The organism is Pseudarthrobacter sp. rb (assembly GCF_056389225.1).
Map to the genome: position 1 here is coordinate 309,060 of NZ_JBWJAR010000001.1, position 22,012 is coordinate 331,071.

General features: G+C 67.2%; 15 protein-coding genes and 1 tRNA gene. 12 read left to right on the forward strand and 4 right to left on the reverse strand.

Annotation, left to right across the window (positions count from 1 at the left end):
* Positions 1-8 precede the first annotated feature (8 nt).
* Genes ACWRN3_RS01370 through ACWRN3_RS01380 form a run of 3 tightly spaced genes read right to left on the reverse strand, consistent with a single transcriptional unit; the run spans position 9 to position 5,059 of the window.
* On the reverse strand, positions 9-2,486 hold the full coding sequence (locus ACWRN3_RS01370; protein ID WP_476739668.1) for a transglutaminase TgpA family protein: 2,478 nt from the start codon (positions 2,484-2,486) through the stop codon (positions 9-11).
* Positions 2,483-3,949: a DUF58 domain-containing protein gene (locus tag ACWRN3_RS01375; RefSeq protein ID WP_476739669.1), complete on the reverse strand. Its 1,467-nt coding sequence runs from the start codon at positions 3,947-3,949 to the stop codon at positions 2,483-2,485. The genes ACWRN3_RS01370 and ACWRN3_RS01375 overlap by 4 nt, the downstream gene beginning before the upstream one ends.
* Before the next feature lie 9 nt (positions 3,950-3,958).
* Entirely contained in the window at positions 3,959-5,059 is a 1,101-nt protein-coding gene (locus ACWRN3_RS01380) for an AAA family ATPase (RefSeq protein ID WP_476739670.1), read from the reverse strand.
* 162 nt (positions 5,060-5,221) lie between these two features.
* On the opposite strand from ACWRN3_RS01380, the gene ACWRN3_RS01385 reads away from it, so the two are divergent.
* The 5 genes from ACWRN3_RS01385 (at position 5,222) to ACWRN3_RS01405 (ending at position 11,407) form a co-directional block, all read left to right on the forward strand.
* Positions 5,222-6,127, forward strand: coding sequence for a TatD family hydrolase (locus ACWRN3_RS01385; protein ID WP_476739671.1), 906 nt, complete (start codon positions 5,222-5,224; stop codon positions 6,125-6,127).
* Positions 6,128-6,382: 255 nt separating this feature from the next.
* Entirely contained in the window at positions 6,383-7,582 is a 1,200-nt protein-coding gene (locus tag ACWRN3_RS01390; RefSeq protein WP_476739672.1) for a transglycosylase family protein, read from the forward strand.
* Positions 7,583-7,694: 112 nt separating this feature from the next.
* Positions 7,695-8,567, forward strand: coding sequence for a 16S rRNA (adenine(1518)-N(6)/adenine(1519)-N(6))-dimethyltransferase RsmA (gene rsmA, locus ACWRN3_RS01395; RefSeq protein ID WP_159632499.1), 873 nt, complete (start codon positions 7,695-7,697; stop codon positions 8,565-8,567).
* Positions 8,564-9,541, forward strand: a complete 978-nt coding sequence (locus tag ACWRN3_RS01400; RefSeq protein ID WP_324644585.1) for a 4-(cytidine 5'-diphospho)-2-C-methyl-D-erythritol kinase — start codon at positions 8,564-8,566, stop codon at positions 9,539-9,541. The genes rsmA and ACWRN3_RS01400 overlap by 4 nt, the downstream gene beginning before the upstream one ends.
* Before the next feature lie 33 nt (positions 9,542-9,574).
* Entirely contained in the window at positions 9,575-11,407 is a 1,833-nt protein-coding gene (locus tag ACWRN3_RS01405) for an ABC-F family ATP-binding cassette domain-containing protein (protein ID WP_324644586.1), read from the forward strand.
* A 55-nt stretch (positions 11,408-11,462) separates the two neighbouring features.
* Here the strand turns inward: ACWRN3_RS01405 and ACWRN3_RS01410 are convergent, their stop codons facing one another.
* Entirely contained in the window at positions 11,463-12,089 is a 627-nt protein-coding gene (locus ACWRN3_RS01410; protein ID WP_159632496.1) for a TetR/AcrR family transcriptional regulator, read from the reverse strand.
* A gap of 134 nt (positions 12,090-12,223) precedes the next feature.
* On the opposite strand from ACWRN3_RS01410, the gene ACWRN3_RS01415 reads away from it, so the two are divergent.
* From ACWRN3_RS01415 to ACWRN3_RS01445, 7 genes are all read left to right on the forward strand, one after another.
* Positions 12,224-12,295, forward strand: a tRNA-Gln gene (locus ACWRN3_RS01415).
* Between the two features lie 103 nt (positions 12,296-12,398).
* Positions 12,399-13,877: a bifunctional UDP-N-acetylglucosamine diphosphorylase/glucosamine-1-phosphate N-acetyltransferase GlmU gene (gene glmU / locus ACWRN3_RS01420; protein ID WP_324644587.1), complete on the forward strand. Its 1,479-nt coding sequence runs from the start codon at positions 12,399-12,401 to the stop codon at positions 13,875-13,877.
* A gap of 2 nt (positions 13,878-13,879) precedes the next feature.
* A complete protein-coding gene (locus ACWRN3_RS01425) occupies positions 13,880-14,860 on the forward strand; it encodes a ribose-phosphate diphosphokinase (protein WP_159632494.1) in 981 nt (326 codons plus the stop codon).
* Between the two features lie 304 nt (positions 14,861-15,164).
* The gene (locus tag ACWRN3_RS01430) at positions 15,165-15,788 is read left to right on the forward strand and encodes a 50S ribosomal protein L25/general stress protein Ctc (RefSeq protein ID WP_476739673.1); all 624 of its coding nucleotides are present in this window, start codon (positions 15,165-15,167) and stop codon (positions 15,786-15,788) included.
* 120 nt (positions 15,789-15,908) lie between these two features.
* Positions 15,909-16,514, forward strand: a complete 606-nt coding sequence (gene pth, locus ACWRN3_RS01435) for an aminoacyl-tRNA hydrolase (protein ID WP_324644589.1) — start codon at positions 15,909-15,911, stop codon at positions 16,512-16,514.
* Positions 16,515-16,722: 208 nt separating this feature from the next.
* Positions 16,723-19,359: a helix-turn-helix transcriptional regulator gene (locus tag ACWRN3_RS01440; protein ID WP_476739674.1), complete on the forward strand. Its 2,637-nt coding sequence runs from the start codon at positions 16,723-16,725 to the stop codon at positions 19,357-19,359.
* 70 nt (positions 19,360-19,429) lie between these two features.
* Positions 19,430-22,000: a LuxR C-terminal-related transcriptional regulator gene (locus ACWRN3_RS01445; protein ID WP_476739675.1), complete on the forward strand. Its 2,571-nt coding sequence runs from the start codon at positions 19,430-19,432 to the stop codon at positions 21,998-22,000.
* Positions 22,001-22,012 lie beyond the last annotated feature (12 nt).

The window sequence follows — 22,012 nt, forward strand, 5'->3', positions numbered from 1 at the left end:
CTGTGTGTTCAGCCCCCGCCTGCCTTGCTGCCGCCGTCGTCCGGCGCTGCCCTGAAGCGTGTCCGGGCGTGCGGCACCCGGCGGATGGCACGGCCGGCTGCGCTGAACGGCATCCTGAGCAGGCGGCCCAGCCGCAGGGTGACCGACGGCGGGAGCCACGAAGCAGCCCACCGCCTTGGCAGCGGGGCATTGGCGCGGAGTGACGCCTCCACGGCGGAAATGCCGGCTGCAAGGTCCTGGACTACTGAGTCGGCGGAACTACCGGCGCCCGGACGTCCATACCTGTGGTGCTCAAAGGCTGAGGTGAGGGAGGCCACCGCCTCGTGGGCGTCCTGGTCCATACCGCCGGGCTCGCCCAGCAGTGTGCTGCGGAACCGGGCCGCGTAGGCCCGCGGTGTCTCGCTGTTTCCGGCGGGCAGCCCGTAGTCCGTGCCGAGGTCCCGGAGCTCGCTCCACGCCAGCGGGACGGCCAGGTCCGGGCGCTTCGGGTGCAGCCGCCGGGACCGGGCGGCGGCGCGGACCAGGTGCGGGGCGGCGGCCAGCAGTACCAGGCCCACCGCTCCGGCCGTTCCAAGGAGCCAGGGCATCAGGGGCACGCCATCGCCGGAGCCGCTTCCGCCTGCGCCCGGGAGGGCCTGTGCCGTTGCGCTGGGGGAAGGTGCGGGTACCGGGACGGTGTCGGGAATGAGTCCGTCGTTGTTGCCCAGCGATTCCGCCACTGATGGTGCTGAGGTCTCTGTGGCGTAGTCAGGGACCACCCCCCGCGAAGGGGTCGGTTCGAAGGGCACCCAGCCCAGGCCCTGGAAATACAGTTCCGGCCAGGCGTGGGCGTCGCGGGCATCGGCCTCGTACTCCGGGAGGGGCCCCTGGCCGGCCACCGTTATGGTGGCCCCAGTCAGCCTGCCGGGGGCGTAACCCACAGCGATCCTGCTCGGAATGCCTTCCAGCCTGGCCATCATTGCCATCGCTGAGGCGTAGTGGATGCAGTAGCCGCTCTTCTGCTGCAGGAAGTCTGCCAGGACGGAGAGCCCGTTGCCGTCGTAGCCGCCCTGCACCGGTGACTGCAGCGAGTAGGTGAACTCGGACGAGCGCAGGTACTTCTGGATGGCCATGGCTTTTTGGTACGGCGTCCCGGCGGCTCCGGCCACAGTCTGTGCAGTTGTTTTGACGATGTCCGGCACATTGCCCGGAATCCTGGTGAAGACGTCGGGGATGCCGCGTGCCGGAGCCGAGGACTGGGCCAGCAGGGCTGCGGAGAGCTTGGGCACGGCAGAGGTCACCAGGTATTCCTGCCGCCGGGTGGTGGTGTCCGTGCCCTTGATGCTCAGCGTGGCCGGGTCCCAGGTCCACTGGCCGCCCAGGCCCCGGACGGTTTCAGGGGCATAGGGGACCGGCAGGTAGGGGCTGGTGAAGGAACCGGCGTCGACGGCGGTTACCAGGCGCACCTGTTCGTCGGTGAGGACTTGATAGCCGGGGTCGATCCGGCCGTCAAGAGGGACCCGGGATGCGTTGCGGTCGTCGGGGCCCCAGGAATCGCCGTCGAAATTGTCCACGGTCACCGAGCGCAGGTAGAGGGGCGTGGGTGAATTGGTGGCATACGTGATCCTGCCGCTTCCGTCAGGGGTGCGCAGGCTGTTGCCCAGGGTGATCATCGGGTTGAGGCCGGTGGAGGCGCCCCACGGATTCAGTCTGGACCCCTGGGGGAAGGTGCCGCGGTCGAAGCCTGGAATGGCCAGTGGCAGCACCAGGGTGGCGGCCAGGGCCACGGCCCCGGTCAGCGCGGCGCGGCGCATCAGTCCGGGACTGCGTGCCGATCCGCCCTGCAGCCTGCCGTCCGGGGCAAACCACTGGCTGAAGGCAAGGATCAGCAGGTATCCCGCCGCGGTGGCAAGGAAACTCCCGACGCCCACGCTTTGGGGTTTGATCATGGCCGGGACCACCAGCAGGGCCAGCAGGCCGGTGCCGGAAGCTGCCGGCATCCCCAGGGGCACCGCCAGGGCATCGACCAGAATGACCGCCAGGCCGAGCACGGCACAGACCACCATGACAATTCCGGCGTTGGGCGCCACAGGCGCTGTCTCTGCGAGCACGGTTTCGCTGGCGCGCTGGATCAGCCGGTCCAGCTCAGGCAGTGTGGCACCGGTGGGGACCACCCAAAGGAAGCTGGAGCTGCGGAAGAAAGTCATGGTCAGGACGCCGCCCAGCACCACGAACCCTCCGGCGGTGACCAGCAGCGGCTGGGCGCGGATGGAACGGAGCACGGCAAGCGTGAAGGCCACCGCCAGCACGGTGGTCATGGCGGGCCAGTACCAGTTCCAGCCGCGAAGGACACCGTTCAGGGACAGGGCCGCCCCGCAGACCGCCAAAGAGATTGCCGCCGCCATGGCCCAGGGATAGGCGCCCGTACCCGTGCGCCCCGCAGGAATCCGCCGATTGTCCCGGGCCTGGTGTCCGTAGCCGGTCGTCCGGGCCGGTGCGATCGTCATTTCGCCACCCCCGCTCCCCGGCGGACCTCCGATGCGGGCGCCACGGGCAGGGCGGGGTCCTGGGCGAACTGGCCCCAGGCAGCAGCAAGCCGGGTCTTCGGCGCCGCGGCTACGGCCCGCCAGCCGCCCTGCCTCAGCACGTCGAGGACATCCTGGAACTCCGCGGGCCGTTCCACCGCAAGGAGTGCGAACGCATCGGTCCCGTACGCTGCAGCCGGTGCCAGGGCTGCTGCTTCCTCCTTGGTAATCCGGCCCAACACTGCGATCAGTGGCCCCCGCATGCGGTGCGCGGACAGCTTGTCCATCAAGCGGTCATCAAATGCCGTCGGCCCCTGGTCGCTGCCCGCATGCGTCCGCGCCCCGGCAGCAGCCCGCCGCTCTGTGTTCGTGCCGGGCAGGTCCGGGTGCGCTCCGTCCCGCCGCGGGTGGAGCGTGCCGGAAAGATGGATGGCAGCCAGGCTCTCGGCGATCGACTGCAGGCCGGATGCGCCGCTGTACTCTTCCGCCGCAGGCTCCGGAGAGGAGGGCGAGTGCAGGAATGCCGGGTCGCCCCCGGAATCCAGCAGCCGAAGGCTGTAATTGCGCTCAGCCAGATGGGCGCTGACGGACATGGCGGCAACAACGGACCACTCGAAGGTGTCGCTGGTGGCGGGCGCATGCCCATCGTGGCCGGGAAGCCCCGGCATGGATGTGCCAAGGCCGCCGGCAAACGCGCCGGAACGGTGGTCAAGGATGAGGGTCGCTTCCGGCGTGGTGACCGATTCCTCCTGCCGGACCATCAGGGCCCCGTGCCTGGCCGTGGCCGCCCAATGGACCCTCCGCATGGGGTCCCCGTGGCGGTACTCGCGGGTCATGACATCGTCGTCGCTGGGGTTCGCACGCACGCGGGTGGCGGTGACGCCGTCGTTGCCCCGCGCTCCGCCCAGCCCGGTGGCAGGCAGTGCGACGGCGGCCGGCGTCACGGTGAGGACGTCGCCGTCGTCAATGGGCCGCCGGTGCAGCGAGAGGCCGAAGGGGTCCGTGAACTCTGCAGTTACCGGCCCAATCCTGAACTGCCCGCGATACCTGGACGTGAGGTGGTATTCGTAACGGCTCGTGCCGCCGGTGGCGGAACGGGACGGGAACCGGAACGCAGGTGCCTGGCCAAACTGTGCCGGCAGCCGCTCCTCCATGACCACCCGCCCGCTGCCGGGGCCGGTCCTGGCCACCGCAAGATTCACAATGGCGGGTGCCGACGTTTCCACCGGGGAAGGGTTGAATTCCCGGTAGACCCGGAAGCGGGGTTTCACCAGGCGGACGCCGGCGAGGGAGACGAGCGGGAGCACCAGCAGCAGCAGTGCCAGCGTTAAAAGGTCACGGCGCCCCATGACCTGGGCTGCCGCCAACGTGAAGGCGCCGGCCGCCAGCATGCCCCATCCGCGCCTGGTGAACAGGTGCTTCGGGAGCGTATGCAGGAAGGCCATGGTTTGCCCCTAGCGGTTCCTGCCGCCGGCGGCCGCCGCGGCCCGGTTGGGCTGCCCCGGGGCCGCCTGGGGCACGGGCAGCCGGGACAGGATGCCGCGCAGGACGCTGTGCGGGGTCTCGCCTGCGCCGGCAGCCTTCCGGTCAAGGATAATCCGGTGCGCCAGGACGGCTTCGGCCACATCACCGACGTCGTCCGGAAGCACAAAATCGCGGCCGTCCAAGGCAGCGGTGGCCTTGGCGGCGCGCAGCAGCTGCAGCATGGACCGGGGGCTCGCGCCCAGCCGCAGCAGCGGGCTTTCCCTCGTGGCCCGCCCTATCGAGACCGTGTATTCCTTCACGGGATCCGAGACGTAGACCTGCTGGACGGTGGCGATCATGGCGGCGACATCGGAAGCGGTGACCACGGGGGAGACGGTGGCCAGCGGCGAGACCGCCTGGTGCGTCTCAAGCATCTCGATCTCTGCGTCTTTGTCCGGGTAGCCCATGGAAATCCGGGCCATGAAGCGGTCCCGCTGCGCCTCCGGCAGCGGATATGTCCCTTCCATTTCGATGGGGTTCTGGGTGGCTACCACCATGAACGGCTCATCGAGTTTGTAGGACGTGCCGTCCACCGTGACCTGGTGCTCCTCCATGCATTCCAGGAGGGCCGACTGGGTCTTGGCGGACGCACGGTTGATTTCGTCACCGATGACGATGTTGGCGAACACTGCGCCGGGCCGGAATTCGAAGAGCCTGGAAGCCTGGTTGTAGATGGACACCCCGGTCACGTCGGAGGGGAGGAGATCGGGGGTGAACTGGATGCGGTTGACGGTGCAGTCAATGGTCCGCGCCAGGGTTTTTGCCAGCAGGGTCTTTCCGACGCCGGGCACGTCCTCCACCAACAGGTGGCCCTGGGCGAGGAGGACGGTGAGCGCCAGCTTGGCGGCATCGGACTTGCCGTCGATGACGGTATTGACAGTGGTCAGGATGCGTTGCGCTGCTGCGTGGAAGGCACCGGAATCCATGGCTGCCTGCCGGTGGCCGTTCAGGTGGCTGACGGAATCGGCGACGCCGGCCAGGTTGAGGTTCGGTGCGCCTGCGTTGTTGGCAGTGCGTCGGTGGGGTTCCATCGGCAACCTTTCAGCCCGGCTTTCACCTGGACGTGACAGCAAGCCTGCCTTCGCCCCTCGGTGGGCGTGCGCGTGTCTTCGTTCCAGACTACTAACACAACTGCCGTGCCCGACAGAGAGTTCCGGCAAATATGGGGAGCCTTCGGCCGTTAGGCTGGTTGGATGTGCAATTCGTCGATTCCCGCCGCCTACCGCGTGCGCGCCGCAGACGCGGAACCGGAGGCCGACGCCGGGCGCCGGAAGGATTTCCCGCCTGCGCCGGAGCCCCTGCCGGTACCGGTCATGGACAACCACACCCACCTGGACTTCCCGGAAGGAAAGGGACCAGTGGGGATCAAGGCTGCACTGGATGCGGCAGAGGCCGTGGGTGTGCAGGGTGCCGTGCAGGTGGGCTGCGACCTGGAGTCCTCGCGGTTCACGGTGGAGGCGGTGGACCAGGACGAACGGCTCCTGGGAGCCGTGGCACTGCATCCCAACGATGCTCCGCACTACGCCTCCCGGGGCGGACTGGAAGCGGCGCTTGCCGAGATCGAACAGCTGGCCGCGCATCCCCGCATCCGGGCCATCGGCGAAACCGGGCTGGACTTCTACCGCACGGAAGGTGAGGGGCTGCGGCACCAGGAGTACTCCTTCAGGCGCCACATCGACATCGCCAAGCGCCTCGGCCTCACCCTGCAGATCCATGACCGGGACGCGCACAGCGACGTGGTCCGTGTGCTCCGGGAGGAAGGTGCACCGGAAAGGGTGGTGTTCCACTGCTTCTCCGGTGACGAGGACCTGGCACGGACGTGTAACGAACAGGGCTGGTGGATGTCTTTTGCCGGCACCCTGACCTTCAGGAATGCCGCCAACCTCCGTGCCGCGCTCGCGGTCGCGGACCGGGAGCTCACCATGGTGGAAACGGATGCTCCCTTCCTGACGCCGCACCCGCACAGGGGGCGTCCGAACGCGAGCTATATGGTCCCTTACACCGTGCGCGCCATGGCAGAATTGACAGGCTCCGACCTCGCCGCCCTGTGCACCTCCATCAGCGAAAATACGGTGCGGGCATACGGATCCTGGGCCTGATTCCACTCTTCTGTGGCACTCTCATTTGCATACCTGGTATGCAAAAATGTTGGCTGCTTTATAACGCTACGGTTACAGTGGAAAACTATTAGCCGGGGTCGGGGAAGGCCAACGGGTAATTTCACTCCATGTGCAGCCGGGCCGGCCTGTCCAATATCCGGCCTGCCGCTGCGCGGAGTGTGGCGGCGCACTGGTGCCCGGACTCTCCTTTTCGAGGTTGCTCCGGGCATTTTATTGCGCATTCCCCGTGCCCGGATGGACCGAGAGTTACGGGCAATCGTGATCAAGTTCTTCACATCGGACGGCAAGTTCAGCTTTATAAAGGTTGGCGCCCAGCTGCTGGTGCTTTGCGGCCTGGTCGCAGGCCTCGTAGCCTTCGTGGGCAATAACAAAACAATTACGCTCAACGTGGACGGCAAAGCGTCGTCGGTGCAGTCCTTTGGTGGAACAGTGGCACAGGTGGTCAAGAGCGCCAACCTGGACCTGAAGCCCAGCGACCGCGTTTCCCCCGCCCTTGACGCCACCGTCCGGAACGGCACCGTCATCAACATCAACCAGGCCAAAGAAGTCAAGGTCAGCCTTGACGGTGCCGAGAAAACGGTCAACACCACGGCGCAGGACGTCGAGGACCTGGTGACTGAACTCGGCGTGGCCAGTGCCTCGACCGTTTCGGCGCCCAAGGATGCCACCCTTTCGCTCGCCGGTTCCTACGTCTCCATCTCCACGCCCAAGACCGTCAGCATCGTGGCCGACGGCAAGGTGAACACCGCCACCACCACCGCCCCCACGGTCGGCAAGGTCCTTGAAGACTCCGGCGTGACCCTCGGCGCCAATGACCGCACCTCCCAGCCGGCCAACGCCAACGTGGTGAACAACATGGTCATCAAGGTTTCCCGGGTTGACACCGGACAGACCGCCGTCACCAGCGAGGACGTTCCCTTCGAAACCGTCACCGCCGAAAGCGCGGACATGCTCAAGGGTGAGAAGGAAGTGACACAGGCCGGGGCCGCCGGAAAGATCGAGCGCACCTTCAAGCTGGTGCTCGTTGACGGCCGGGAGGCTTCCCGCACCCTGGTTTCGGAGAACGTAGCGGTCCAGCCCGTCACCGAGAAGGTCACCGTGGGCACCAAGGCCAAGCCTGCACCCCAGGCCGCCGCGGCCCCCGCTGCCCCCGCAGGCGCCAACACCGGCGCAGCAGCACCGGCCATGATGAATGAAGCCATGTGGGACAAGATTGCCCAGTGTGAGTCCACCGGAAACTGGAGCATCAACAGCGGCAACGGCTACTACGGCGGCCTCCAGTTCGACATCCAGACCTGGATTGGCGCCGGCGGCGGCGCCTACGCGCCCAACGCCAGCCTGGCCACCAAGGCGCAGCAGATCGACATCGCCAACCGCGTCTACGCACAGCGTGGCCTGTCACCGTGGGGCTGCGGCTGGGCCGCCAGCCGCTGATCAGCCAGCATCAACGCGCAGGAAACAGCTGTGGCCGGCCCCGGGTACTACGGGGCCGGCCACAGCCGTTAACCGGGGAGGGCCAAAGTGCCGCGCGGGATAGGATACCTAGGTGACTGAACCGATCCCCGCCGTTCCTGCACCGTTGTTCGGTGCCTCCGACATACGCCGGATGGCAGAGGAAATTGGGGTCAGGCCCACCAAGACCCTGGGCCAAAACTTTGTCATTGACGGCAATACCATCCGCCGGATTGTGGCCGCAGCAGGCGTGGGGCCGGATGAAACAGTGCTCGAGGTCGGTCCCGGGCTGGGCTCCCTGACGCTGGGGCTGCTCGACGCGGCAGCGGCGGTCGTCGCCGTCGAAATCGACCCTGTCCTTGCCGCAAAGCTCCCCGAAACCGTGAAGGAATGGCGCCCGGCCGCCGCCAACGCGTTCCACCTGGTGCACGCCGATGCCATGAAGGTCACCGAACTGCCGGTGCAACCCACGGCGCTCGTAGCCAACCTGCCCTACAACGTGGCAGTTCCCGTGGTGCTGCACCTCCTGCAGCATTTCCCCAGCCTGCAGCACGGCCTGGTGATGGTGCAGGACGAGGTGGCAGATCGTTTGGCAGCCGGACCCGGGTCCAAGACCTACGGTGTTCCGTCCGTCAAGGCCGCCTGGTACAGCCAGATGCGCAAGGCCGGCGTGATCGGCATGAACGTCTTTTGGCCGGCCCCCAAAATCCATTCCGGGCTTGTGGCCTTCACCCGGCGCGAACCCCCCGCCACCACCGCCACCCGCGAACAAGTGTTTGCCGTAGTGGACGCGGCGTTTGCGCAGCGGCGCAAGACGCTCCGGGCCGCCCTGGCAGGCTGGGCCGGGGGAGCACCGGAAGCTGAGCGCTGCCTGCTGGCAGCCGGCGTCGACCCCACCGCACGCGGCGAGGTCATCGACATCGCCGCATTCGCCAGGATCGCCGAAGCCAGGGAAAACCGCCCGTGAACGCGGGACTTGAGAGGGCGGGCGGGGGGCGTTTCGCGGCCAGGACGGTGCGCGTCAAGGCACCCGGCAAAGTCAACGTGTCCCTGGCCGTTGGGCCGCTGCGGCCTGACGGCTACCACTCGGTGGCCAGCGTCTACCTCGCGGTGTCCCTCTATGAGGAAGTGGCAGCCACCAGCACCGCCGCCCCGGGAATCACCATCAGCCTCAGCCCCGAAAGCACCCTGGACCTCGACGCCGTCGACATCCCCCTGGACAGCAGCAACCTGGCCTACAAGGCGGCCGCCATCATGGCCGACGTCTCCGAACACGCCACCGGCGTGCACCTGGAGATCACCAAGCGGGTCCCGGTGGCCGGCGGCATGGGCGGCGGATCCGCCGACGCCGCTGCCACGCTCCTGGCCTGCGACGCCCTCTGGAACAGCGGGCTGTCCCGTGAGGAACTGGCACACCTTGCAGCGGAACTGGGTGCCGACGTCCCCTTCTCGCTCCTGGGTGGAACCGCCGTCGGGCTTGGCCTGGGCGACGAACTCTCTCCGGCCCTGGCCAAGGCGCAGACCCACTGGGTCCTGGTGGTGGCCGACTACGGCCTCTCCACTCCCGAGGTGTACCGGACCCTGGACCGGCTGCGCGACGCCGAGGGAATCGACGCGGGGGAACCCACCGGTGTTGACCCGAAGATCCTGGCGGCGCTGCGGGGTGGCGACGCGGAATCCCTGAGCCGTGTGCTGGTCAACGACCTGCAAAGGGCGTCCATTGAACTCTCGCCTGCGCTGCGCGATACGCTGGGAATCGGCGAGTCCCACGGCGCCATGGCAGGCATGGTCTCCGGATCCGGCCCCACCGTGGCTTTGCTGGCCGAGGATTCCGTGGCAGCTGCTGCCCTCGCAGAGGACCTGCAGCGCTACGGCCTGACAGCACTCGCGGTCCACGGCCCGGTCCCGGGCGCGCGCATCATCTCCGACACCCTCCTTTAATACTTCCAGTCCGGCAGCAGAAAGCAGTTCCCTTTGGCACACCTTCTTGGCGGCGAAAACCTCACGGTTTCCTACGCAACCCGCACCGTCCTGGACGGCGTCACCCTGGGACTGGAGGAGGGGGACCGGATCGGCATGGTGGGCCGCAACGGTGACGGCAAGTCCACGCTGATGCGCCTGCTGGCCCTGCGCTCCACCCCGGACTCCGGCCGTGTCACCAAGCGTGGCGACGTCAACGTGGGGTACCTGGACCAAAGCGACGTGCTCGACGGCGACCTGACGGTGGGTGCCGCGATCGTGGGTGACCAGGCGGACTACGAATGGGCCCGCAACCCCCGCATCCGGGAGATCATGGGCGGCCTGGTGTCCGACGTCGACTGGCACGCCAATGTCCACGCCCTCTCCGGCGGCCAGAAGCGGCGGGTGGCCCTGGCGAAGCTGCTCATCGAGGACCACGACGTCATCATGCTGGACGAACCCACCAACCATCTCGACGTCGAGGGCGTTGCCTGGCTGGCCCGGCACCTGAAGACGCGCTGGCGGCCAAACCAGGGCGCCTTCCTGGTGGTGACCCACGACCGCTGGTTCCTCGACGAAGTCTGCACCAAGACCTGGGAGGTCCACGACGGGATCGTGGACCCCTTCGAAGGCGGCTACGCAGCCTACGTCCTGGCCCGTGCGGAACGGGACCGGATGGCATCAGTGGTGGAGGGTAAGCGCCAGCAACTGGTCAAGAAAGAACTCGCCTGGCTGCGCCGGGGTGCCCCTGCCCGGACCGCCAAGCCGAAGTTCCGGATCGAGGCAGCCAACGCGCTCATCGCCGACGTACCGGCTCCGCGTGACTCCATGGCGCTGAGTAAGATGGCCACCGCCCGCCAGGGCAAGGACGTCCTTGACCTTGAGAATGTGTCCCTGAACTTCCAAGGCGGCGACGACGGCAGGAAGCTCTTCGACAACATCACCCTGCGCCTGGCCCCGGGGGAGCGCCTGGGCCTGGTGGGCGTCAACGGCGCCGGCAAGACCACCCTCCTCAAGCTGCTCAACGGCGAGATCACACCCGACGCCGGCCGGCTGAAGCGGGGAAAGACCGTGGTCACCGCGGTCCTCACCCAGGAAGTCAAGGAGCTCGACGACGTCGCTGACCTGCGCGTGATCGAGGTCATTGAGCGGGAAAAGCGTTCCTTCAACGTGGGCGGCAAGGAATTCACGGCTGGCCAGCTGGTGGAGCAGCTCGGGTTCACCAACCAGAAGCAGTGGACGCCGGTGAAGGACCTCTCCGGCGGTGAGCGGCGCCGCCTGCAGCTCCTCCGGCTGCTGGTGGGCGAACCCAACGTGTTGATGCTCGATGAGCCCACCAACGACCTCGACACCGATACCCTTGCCGCCGTCGAGGACGTCCTGGACGGCTGGCCGGGCACCCTGGTGGTGGTCAGCCACGACCGCTACCTGCTCGAACGGGTGACCGACCACCAGATGGCATTGCTCGGCGACGGCAAGCTGCGTGGCCTGCCCGGGGGCGTGGACCAGTACCTTGAGCTGCGCGAGTCAGCCTTGGCCGGCTCAACCGTGACCGGCGGCGGAAACCCGGTGACCAGCGCCGGGCAGGCGCAGGCTGCCGGGGGGACCGGCGCAGGCCCTTCCGAGGCCGAGAAGCGCGAGGCGCGCAAGACCCTCAACAGGATCGAGCGGCAGCTCAAGAAGCTGGATCAAGAGGAGAAGAAGCTTCACGACGACATGGTGAAGACCACCGAGGCCGGCAACTTTGACAAGCTCGCCGACCAAAACAAGCAGCTCAAGGAGCTCACGGACGAAAAGGACGCTCTCGAAATGGAGTGGCTGGAGTCCTCAGAACTCCTCGGCGACTGAACTCACCCTAGGTGCCGGAGCCAGCCCTTCGCCGCGGACGGAACCACGGCGGGGCTTACGGCTCGGACTGCAGCTCAGGGTCCTTCTTGAGGCCGGTCAGGCCGTTCCAGGCGAGGTTGACCAGATGCGCGGCAACGGTCTGCTTGTCGGGCTGGCGGCTGTCCTGCCACCATTGCCCCGTCATCGCCACCATGCCCACCAGCATCTGGGCGTACATGGCGCCGTCTTCGCCGCTGAGGCCGCGGCGGGAGAATTCGTCGGAGAGGATGTGTTCGACGCGGGCGGTGACGTGGGACAGCAGGGTGGAGAAGGCGCCCTCGGGCTGTGAGGGCGGCGCGTCGCGCATCAGGATGCGGAAGCCCTCCGTGCGTTCCTCGATGTAGGTAAGCAGGGCCAGGGCGGCGCGTTCCACGAGGACGCGGGGCTTGGCTTCCTCGGTGAGGGCGGCGTTGACCGCGTCCAGCAGGATGTGGAATTCGCAGTCCACCACTTCCGTGTACAGGCCTTCCTTGGAACCGAAGTGTTCATAGATGACCGGTTTGGACACTCCCGCGCAGGCTGCAATCTCCTCGATGGTGGTCCCGTCCAGCCCGCGGACGGCGAAAAGGCCGCGGCCGACGTCGATCAGCTGGCTCCGGCGCTGCAGGCCAGTCATCCGCATCCGCGGAAGGTTGTTGCTCACCTTCCCATCATGCCCCACCGCCGGCGGCGCTATTCAGCGGGGCGGGCGGGAGCGGAACGCCCCGTGTCGCGCGGGGCCCTGAACCCGTGGCAAAATAGGGACTTGTGCCCCGGGCCTTGAGTCCTCCGGCACGGTCCGCTCTGGTGTAACGGCAGCACCCCGGCCTTTGGAGCCGTGGAGTATAGGTTCGAATCCTATGGGCGGAACTGCTGCGCGGGGCGCGATCATGAGGATGGCACCCGGTGCCCGGCGGCCTGGGCCGCCGGACGCCGCCAAGCGCCAGCACAACCAAGCAAGGAGAGCCCGTACGTGATCCCCGAGAATGCCGGCCCGGCCGCTGTAATCGTTCTGGCAGCAGGCGCCGGTACCCGGATGAAGTCGCGTACCCCCAAGATCCTGCATGAAATCGGCGGCCTCTCCATGGTGGGCCACGCCCTCCGGGCGGCCCGCAGCATAGCCCCCCAAAGGCTTGCGATTGTGGTGCGCCACGAACGCGACCTGGTGGCCGGCCACGTATCGGCCCTCGACCCCCACGCCGTCATTGTGGACCAGGACGACGTGCCCGGCACCGGCCGTGCCGTGGAAGCCGCCCTGCATGCCCTGCACGCGGATGAGGACCTGGCTGGAACCGTGGTGGTCACCTACGGTGACGTGCCCCTGCTGTCCGGCGACCTGCTGAAGGAACTCGTTGCCACCCACGAACGCGAAGGCAACGCCGTGACGGTCCTCACGGCGGTCCTGGATGATGCCGCCGGCTATGGCCGTATCCTGCGCGGCGAGGACGGTTCCGTCACCGGCATCCGCGAACACAAGGACGCCTCCGAGGCCGAAAAACTGATCCGGGAAGTGAACTCCGGGATCTACGCCTTCGACGCCGCCGTGCTCCGCGAGGCGCTGGCCAAGGTGACCACCGACAATGCCCAGGGCGAGAAATACCTCACCGACGTGCTGGGACTCGCACGCGAGGCAGGCGGCCGCGTTGCCGCCGTCGTCACTGCTGACCGCTGGCAGGTGGAAGGCGCCAACGACCGCGTCCAGCTCGCAGCACTCGGCGCCGAGCTGAACCGCCGGACGGTGGAAGCCTGGATGCGTGCCGGCGTCACTGTCGTGGACCCCTCCACCACCTGGATCGATTCCTCCGTCACGCTGGACGAGGACGTCCGGCTCCTGCCGAACACCCAGCTGCACGGCACCACCACGGTGGCCAGGGACGCCGTCGTGGGCCCCGACACTACCCTGACCGACGTCGAAGTCGGCGAGGGCGCCACGGTGGTCCGCACCCATGGCTCCGGCTCGGTGATCGGCCCGCGCGCCGCCGTCGGCCCCTTCACCTACCTTCGCCCCGGCACCGTCCTGGGCGAAAAGGGAAAGATCGGCGCCTTTTACGAAACCAAGAACGTCACCATCGGCCGTGGCTCCAAGCTGTCCCACCTGGGGTATGCCGGGGACGCCGAAATCGGCGAGGACACCAACATCGGCTGTGGCAACATCACGGCGAATTACGACGGCGAGAAGAAGCACCGCACGGTGATCGGCTCGGGCGTCCGGACAGGCTCCAACACGGTCTTTGTTGCCCCGGTCACCGTGGGGGACGGCGCCTACAGCGGCGCCGGCGCGGTGATCCGCAAAGACGTACCGGCCGGTGCCCTTGCGTTGAGCATCGCTGCACAGCGCAACACCGAAGGCTGGGTTCCGGCGCACCGCCCCGGAACCCGCTCCGCCGAACTGGCCCAGGCGGCCACCAATGACTCCTCAAGTACCCCGGCATCTACAGAAGAGGGCAAGTAACAATGAGCGAAATTACGGCGCACGGCGAGAAGAAGCTGGTGCTTGCCTCCGGGCGGGCCCATCCGGAGCTGGCCCGGGAAATCGCCAAGGAGCTCGGCACCGAACTCCTCCCGCTGGATGCCTACGACTTCGCGAACGGCGAGATCTACGTCCGTGCCGGTGAAAGTGTCCGCGGCACTGACGCCTTCGTGATCCAGGCGCACCCCGCACCGCTGAACAACCACCTCATGGAACAGCTGATCATGATCGATTCGCTGAAGCGGGCTTCCGCCAAGCGGATCACCGTGGTGTCGCCGTTCTACCCGTATGCCCGCCAGGACAAGAAGGGCCGCGGCCGCGAGCCCATCTCCGCCCGGCTGGTGGCGGATCTCTACAAGACCGCCGGCGCAGACCGCATCATGAGCGTGGACCTGCACACCTCCCAGATCCAGGGCTTCTTCGACGGCCCGGTTGACCACCTGATGGCCATTCCGCTGCTGGCCGACTACATCCGGACCCGGGTGGGCTCGGACAACATCACCGTCGTATCGCCGGACACCGGCCGCGTCCGCGTCGCCGAACAGTGGGCCGAACGCCTGGGCGGCGCACCCCTTGCCTTCGTCCACAAGAGCCGCGACCTCACTGTCCCCAACCAGGCGGTCTCCAAGACCGTGGTGGGCCAGATCGAGGGGCGCACCTGCGTCCTGATCGACGACATGATCGACACCGGCGGAACCATCTCTGGCGCCGTCACCGTCCTGAAGAACGCCGGCGCCAAGGATGTCATCATCGCGGCCACCCACGCCGTCTTCTCCGACCCCGCCGCCCGCCGCCTCTCGGAGTCCGGCGCGCGCGAAGTGGTGGTCACCAACACGCTCCCGCTGGGTTCGTCACAGCGCTTCCCGCAGTTGACGGTCCTTTCGATCGCACCACTGATCGCCAGGGCCATCCGCGAGGTGTTCGACGACGGTTCGGTCACCAGCCTCTTCGACGGCAAGGCCTAAGACAGTACTAAAACGAAACCCCGCCGGCAGGAGCCGGCGGGGTCTGGGCCCACGCCGGCAGGGTTCCCTGGGCGAGCTCGCGAGCTCAGGGGGCAGGTGGGGATTTAAGGAAATGGTCCCCGCACTGGTAGGCTTTTAGGCGATACCTTGGCGAGGGAGGGCATAGCCTCCGTTATCGACTGGGTCTGCGTCCCTCCTGCGAGGGACTGCCTTCTTGAAGGGCCGCCTTCCGGCCGCCCGGCGTTGAAGGTCACACCAGACCTCCGCCCTTGCTGAACCCCGTTTAGTCTTCAAGGAGATTTACATGTCTGAGCAGAAGCTCGCAGCAGAACTGCGCACCGAATTCGGCAAGGGCTACGCCCGCCGCGCCCGGATGGCCAACCTGATCCCCGCCGTCATCTACGGCCACGGCGCAGACCCCATCCACGTGACCCTGCCGGCAAAGGCCACCACCCTGGCGGTCCGCACCCCCAACGCACTGCTGTCCCTGGACATCAACGGCGAAGGCCACCTGGCCCTGGTCAAGGACGTCCAGCGCGATCCCGTAAAGCAGATCATCGAGCACATCGACCTCCTGACCGTCCGCCAGGGCGAAAAGGTCACGGTTGACGTTCCGGTCCACGTTGAAGGCGAAACCGCCCCCGGCACCGTCCACAACCTGGAACTGACGGTCGTCTCCCTCGAGGCCGAGGCAACCCACCTCCCCACCGCCATCGAGGTCAGCATCGAAGGCCGCGCCGCCGGCGAGCACATCCACGCTTCCGACCTGGTCCTGCCCCAGGGCACCGTCCTCCTGACCGACGCCGAGGCACTCGTGGTGAACATCTCCGAGGCCGTCGAAATCGCCGAGGAAGGCGAAGAAACTGAAGCTGCCGCTGAAGGCGCAGCAGAGGAAGCTCCCGCAGCTGAAGAAGAAGCAGCCGAGTAACCACTCCGCCGTTTCCCGCCGTGGCCGGACCTCCTGGGGTCCGGCCACTGCCATGTCCGCAGGCCGGCGTCCTTCCGGGCGCTGCCATCCTGTCCACACCGTCCCCCTAGGATTGATCCCATGACAGACACCTGGCTGATCGTCGGCCTCGGCAACCCCGGCGCGCAGTACCAAGGCAACAGGCACAACGTGGGCCAGATGGTGCTCGATGAAATCGCGGACCGCATCGGGGCCGGCTTCAAGACCCATAAGGCCCGGGCCCAGGTCCTTGAAGGCCGGCTGGGCATTGGTGGGCCCCGGGTGGTCCTGGCGAAGCCGATGAGCTACATGAACGTTTCCGGTGGCCCGGTCTCCGCCCTTGCCAACTTCTATGGCATTGCCCCAGACCATGTGGTCGCGGTGCATGACGAGATCGATATCCCGTTCAACACGGTCAAACTCAAGCTCGGGGGCGGGGAAGGCGGCCACAACGGGTTGCGGGACATCTCCAAGGCGCTCGGCACCAAGGACTACTTGCGGGTCCGTGTCGGGGTGGGCCGTCCGCCCGGCAGGATGGACACCGCCGACTACGTACTGCGCGACTTTGGCACCGCGGAGCTCAAGGAACTGCCCTTCCTGCTGGACGACGCAGCCGATGCCGTAGAGTCCCTGCTCCGTGAGGGGCTCACCGCCGCCCAGCAGAAATTCCACCCTGCCAAAGCGGCCTCACAACAGACAGAAACGTAAAAGTTCCCTCCGGCCCTGTTTCCGTGTCTGTGCCACAGGGTACTCTTCTTCCTATGCGGGGGAGCAATGGGGCTACATCCCGCTATTGCAGGATGTAGGGGAAAAGTTCATGTCGATCGAGCCACTCAGCTGGGGACGTGGGTCAACGCCGCAAGGTGACGGGCTGCCCACGCCGACTTCCGGGGCCCCGGAGGGCCAGCAATGGTCCATGCCTGCACGAAGCGCCAATCTCGACGCTGTTCGCACCGCCCTGACCAGCGAAAACTCTCTGGGTGTTGTGATCACCGGCGGCAGGGGAGTGGGTAAGTCCTCCTTGGCCCGCGCAGCAGTGGCGGACCTCGGTCCTGACGTTTGGTCTTTGCAGCTCCGGAGCGGCCCTTCAGGCTCCACCACTCCGTACGGCTGCCTGTCGTTCCTGCTGGCCCGGCTGCCGCAGGCCTACATGGGGTCGCCCACCGCCATCCTGCGCGGCATCACCTCGCTTATCCGCAGCGACGCCGCCGGACGGCCCTGCGTCATTACGCTGGACACTTCCACCAGCATCGACGACATGAGCGCCGGCGTGCTGCTCAACGTCCTGCTGACCGGTACGGCGAAAATTATTGCCGTTGCCCCCAACTCCAGTGACTTGCCGGCGGATTTCCACTGGCTGCTCACAGACCGGAAGCTGACCGAAGTACGGCTCAGCAACCTCAACGAGCTGCAAACCAGGCAGGTCCTGCTGTCTCTGCTGGGCCACCGCGTCGCTTCCTCCCTGGTCAGCACCTACCACCAGATGGTGGGTGGAAATCCCTTGCTCCTCAAAGCCCTGGTCACCGAACAGCAGCTCTCCGGAAACCTTGTCCTGTCTGACTCCGTCTGGACGCTGCGGGACAAGGTGGTCCTCGACGGCGCTGCCAGCCTCGATGACATCGTCCGCTCCCGGTGGTCGCGGGAAACACCGGAAACCCGGGAAGTCATCGAGATGCTCTCCTGTGCCCGGCGGGTGGAGCTCTCCAGCCTTACCGCCATTTACGGCGCGGACGTGGTCGCGGACATGGAAGACGGCGGACTGCTGGAGATCGATGACTCCGAGCACCGCTGGGTGTCGCTGCGGGAGAAATACATCGGGGACGTCGTCAGGACCTGGCTGAGCATTTCCCGCCGGCGGGAGCTTCGCAACGTGTTGCTGGGCGGCCGGGAGCCGGATCCGGCAGCCATGACGGTGGAAGAACTGATGTCCTTTGCCGCCTGGACCCACGAGTGCGAGGCCGAGCTGGCGCCGGCGCTCGCGTTGGCGGCGGCCCAGGCTGCCGTCCAGCTCTTCGATCCCCGTTTTGCTTTGACCTATGCGGAGATGGTGCAGAGGACCGACGCCGGATGGCCGTCCGCGCAGCGGCAAAAGGCCGCGGCGTATCTGCAGTTGGACCTGCCGGTCCAGGCCCTCTCCGCACTGGAGGATATTTCCCAGCCGGAACTTGAGGCCCTGGACTTTGAGGAATATGCCCAGGTGGTTGCCGCCAAAGCGCGGGTCATGCGCTCCCTTCCGGAGCAGGCGGCCAAGATCCCGGAACTGCTGGCCTCCGCCCGGGAACGGCTGGACCGGACGGCCCAGGGGTTGTCCTGGCCTGAACCGGCCGCGGTGGCAGTGAACCGCATCTCCCTGAGCGAATTCGAATACCGGGCCCACACCGGTGAGCACGCTGCCATGATCCCCGCGCTCGAACGCGCGGCCGATCCTGCCGTCAACCCTGACACCGAGTTCCGGCTCCAGTCCGCGATCACCCTGATGAGCGCTCTCGCGCTGACCGGTCGCGAGATGGACGCCCTGGGTCTCATGCGCCAGCTCGGCGGCCAGCTCACCGACGCCTCCCACATCGTCGGCCTCCGTGAGCGCTACACCAGGGAGGCTTACTTCGTCCTGCTGGTGGCGGGCCAGTGGCGGCGCTGCATCGATCTCCTCACCCCCTTCAGCACAGGCCAGCCCCACCGGCTGCCGTACCGCAGCGCCGCCACCGAACTCGCGGCCGGGGTGGCCTTTGCTTTTTCCGGCCGCGGCGAGGCCGCCTTGGAGCCCTTGATCTCCGCTGCAGCCCAGCTGGAGCTGCAACCGGTCCAGGCGGCGCTGCGGACCGCGTACGCGGCCACGGCCCTGGCTTATGCGCAGACCGGCAATGCGGCGTTCGCCCGCAAGTACCTCACCAAACTGCAACGCACTTCCGGCAAGGCAGGATTCGCCACGGAAAGCATCATCGAATTCTGTGCGCTGGTCGCCGGGCGCTGGCTGGGAGACTCGGAAGCGGTGGCCGGGCTGAAGCAGGGGGCCCGCCGTAACCTGGAGGCAGGCAGGCACACTATCGCCGGCATCTACCTGCTGGCAGCAACCGTGAACGGCAGCGACACCGACTTCCGTCTTCTGGAGGACATCGCCGGTCACCGGCAGGGCCCGCTGGCGGAAGTGTCACGGCTGATCGCCGTCGGAAGCAGGACAAAGGACGCCAAGGCCCTGCTCGCCGGCGGCGAACTCGCCGCCACGCTCGAACTCGATGCCGTGGAAGCGCGGTGCATGGCACTTGCGGTGGATTTCGCCCGCCAGGAGGGGGACGCCCTCTCTGCGCGAACGGCGCAGGCACGGTTGGACATCCTGGCCGCCACAGTGTCCAACCTGCCCATCGTGCCCAGCAGTGGGAGCCCGCTGCTGACCAGCCGGGAACGGCAAATTGCCCGAATGGCCGGCCGCGGCGCGTCAAACCGCGACATCGCCATGGAAATGGGTGTGTCAGTCCGCACCGTTGAAGGCCACCTGTACCAGGTCTTCACTAAGCTGGGCGTGACTTCAAGGGGTGATCTGACTGGACTCGTCTAATGGCCACAAGCCGCCGGCTGCGCACCGGCTCCTGACCGGCCGCCGGGAGCCGGTGGACCGGATCTGCAACATGGTGCGGAACGGCACCCACCAGGCCGTCTTCATCATGGCCGGCGCGGGCATTGGGAAGTCGGCAGTGACTGACGCCGTGACGGAGCGCCTCGCCGGGAGCATGAGCATCCTGCGCATCCACGCCAGCTCGGCCTTGGCAGGGGTGCCGTTCGGGGTCCTCACTCCCTATACGGGGGAGCTCACGGCGGAGGAGTCCGTGTCACCCGTGGCGGTGCTCCGTTCCATGTGGTCATACTTCGAGAAGCTGAAGGGCGGCAACGGAGCTCCCGTCCTGCTTGCCGTGGACGATGCCCACCACCTGGATGACGCATCGGCAGGCGTGCTGGCCGAGGTGATCTCGGCCGGCTGGGCCACCGTGGTGGCGGCCGCCCGTCCCCGGCCCGGCCTGCCGCAGCCGCTGGACCAGCTCTGGTACGACGGTCTTGCCGAGCGCGTGGACCTCCGTCCCCTCAACCGCGAACAGATAGAAGAGGTCCTGGCCCACGCCCTTGACGGCACAGTCCCCGGAGCGACTGTGGACGCCATTTGGAACGCGTCGGGAGGCAATCCCCGGATACTTGATGCCCTGCTCCATGACTCTGCTGAATCCGGTGTCCTCGCCAAACGCAATGGAATCTGGATGCTGCTGGGCTCCCTGCCCGCGGACGGGCCACGCCTCGCAGCGGTGGTGGCCAAGGACCACCTCCGGCGCGGACCCGAGGAACAGGAAGCCCTGAAGCTCATCGCCCTGGCAGGGCCGGTGGGCCGGAAAGTCATCGAAGACATCAGCGGGGCTGCGGTGGTCCGTTCACTGCTGGACCAGCAAATGATCGTTGAAACGCCCGGCATCCCGGCCGAGCTTGCCATCTGGAACGGGCTCTTTGCCGGCGCCATCAGGAGTACCGTTTCCGTCTCCCGCAGCCTCCAGCTGCTGGAGAAGGTCAAGGCCCACCAGGACCCCACCCTGCTGCAGGGGGAGGGCCGGCTGCGGTCCGTGGAATGGGCCCTGGAGTGCGGACTCCGGGTCAGTGACGACGAGCTGCTGGCGGCAGCCAAAGAGGCCCTGCTGAGATTCCGCAACCACAGTGCGCGTACCATCGCGGCCCGCATCCACCATCCTCCGCTGGTTCCACTGGCCCAGGCCATCCAGGCGCGGGCGCTGTACAACGAAGGCTCCTATTCGGAGGCCGCGGCCCTCCTGGACGCCTGCTGGCTCCCGCTGGCGGAGGACACTGAGGGTCCGGCGGTCCTGCTGCTCCGGGTTTCGGCACACCAGGCCCTCGGCCACCCCCTTGGCGTGGTGGCGGAGGACGTCGAAAAGCACGCAGCACCTTCCGGCGGCGAAAAGAGCTGGCAGGAAGAACTCCTGCACCTGCTGCAGCTGGCTGCCGAGGTCAACATCCAGGCGTTGAACGACCACGTGGATGTGATGCGGAAGCGCCGCGCGGGCACCGGCGGCGAACCGCTCCGTGCCATGGCCGAGGGGCTGCTGGCCCATGCCCTGGCTTCGGCTGGACGCCCCGTCCAAGGCCTGGAGGCTGCCCTGCTGGCAGCCTCGGAGCTTCCCCCGCTGGAGGGCAGCCTTTTTTTCTTCCCGGAGTTCGTGCTGGGACGGCTGGTCTCCGACTACCTGGCCATGGGTGAATGGGAGTCGGCTGAGCGGGAACTCAACCACTACGCCGCCGGAAATGCGCCCGGGGCCGCCACCTTCAACGGAAGCCTTGAGCTGCTCCAGGGCTACTCATTGCTGCGGCAGGGGAGGATGGAGCGCGCCTACCAGGTGCTGCTGCCCGCCGTGGAGGCGCTGAGGCTCAACGACCCGCTGCAGCTGTACCGGTTCGGCACCGCACTGGGCTTCTACGCCGCTGCCAGGCTGGGGGACTCGGAACAGGCAAAGCGCCTGGAACAGGATCACAAAGATGCCGGCGCCGGCTGGCCCGCGCATGATCTCCTTGCCGAAGCCTACGTGTCCGCGGCTGCTGAATACCTTGTCCGGGACGGCAAGGGCCTGGCCGCTTTGCAGACGCTGATGACCACCACGGAGGCGTCCGCCCGGACCGGAAACCTCCTTGAAGTCTTCGCGATGTGCTGGGACCTCGGTGACCCCTCGGTTGTCCCCATGGTGCAGACGGCCGCCCCCGGGGTGGAAGGCCGCTGGGCGGAAGCTCTGCTGACCCTGGCCGCCGCCTGGGAAAACGCCGACGGCGATACCCTCATGGCAACGGCTGCCTCGCTGGAGGAGGCAGGCTTTGTCAACCTGGCCCGGGAAGCGTATGCCCGCGCCAGCACGGTGCTGGAACAGGCCGGCGAACGCCGCCGGTCCCGGCAGGCTGTTGCCCAGCGTGAGAAGTGCGACCACGAACTCGGGGAACGGTTCCGGGAAGGCCGCTTCATTGCAGCTGCGCCGGCCGTCCGCCTCACCCGGCGGGAACAGGACATCGTGGAGCTGGCAGTGCAGGGGCTGACGGACCGGGAGATTGCGCAGCGGCTGATGGTCTCCGTACGGACGGTGGAGGGCCACCTGTACCGTACCTACGTCAAGCTCGGGGTCCGAAGCCGCGATGAGCTGGAGTCCGCCCTCCCCAAGTAGGTCCCCGGCCGG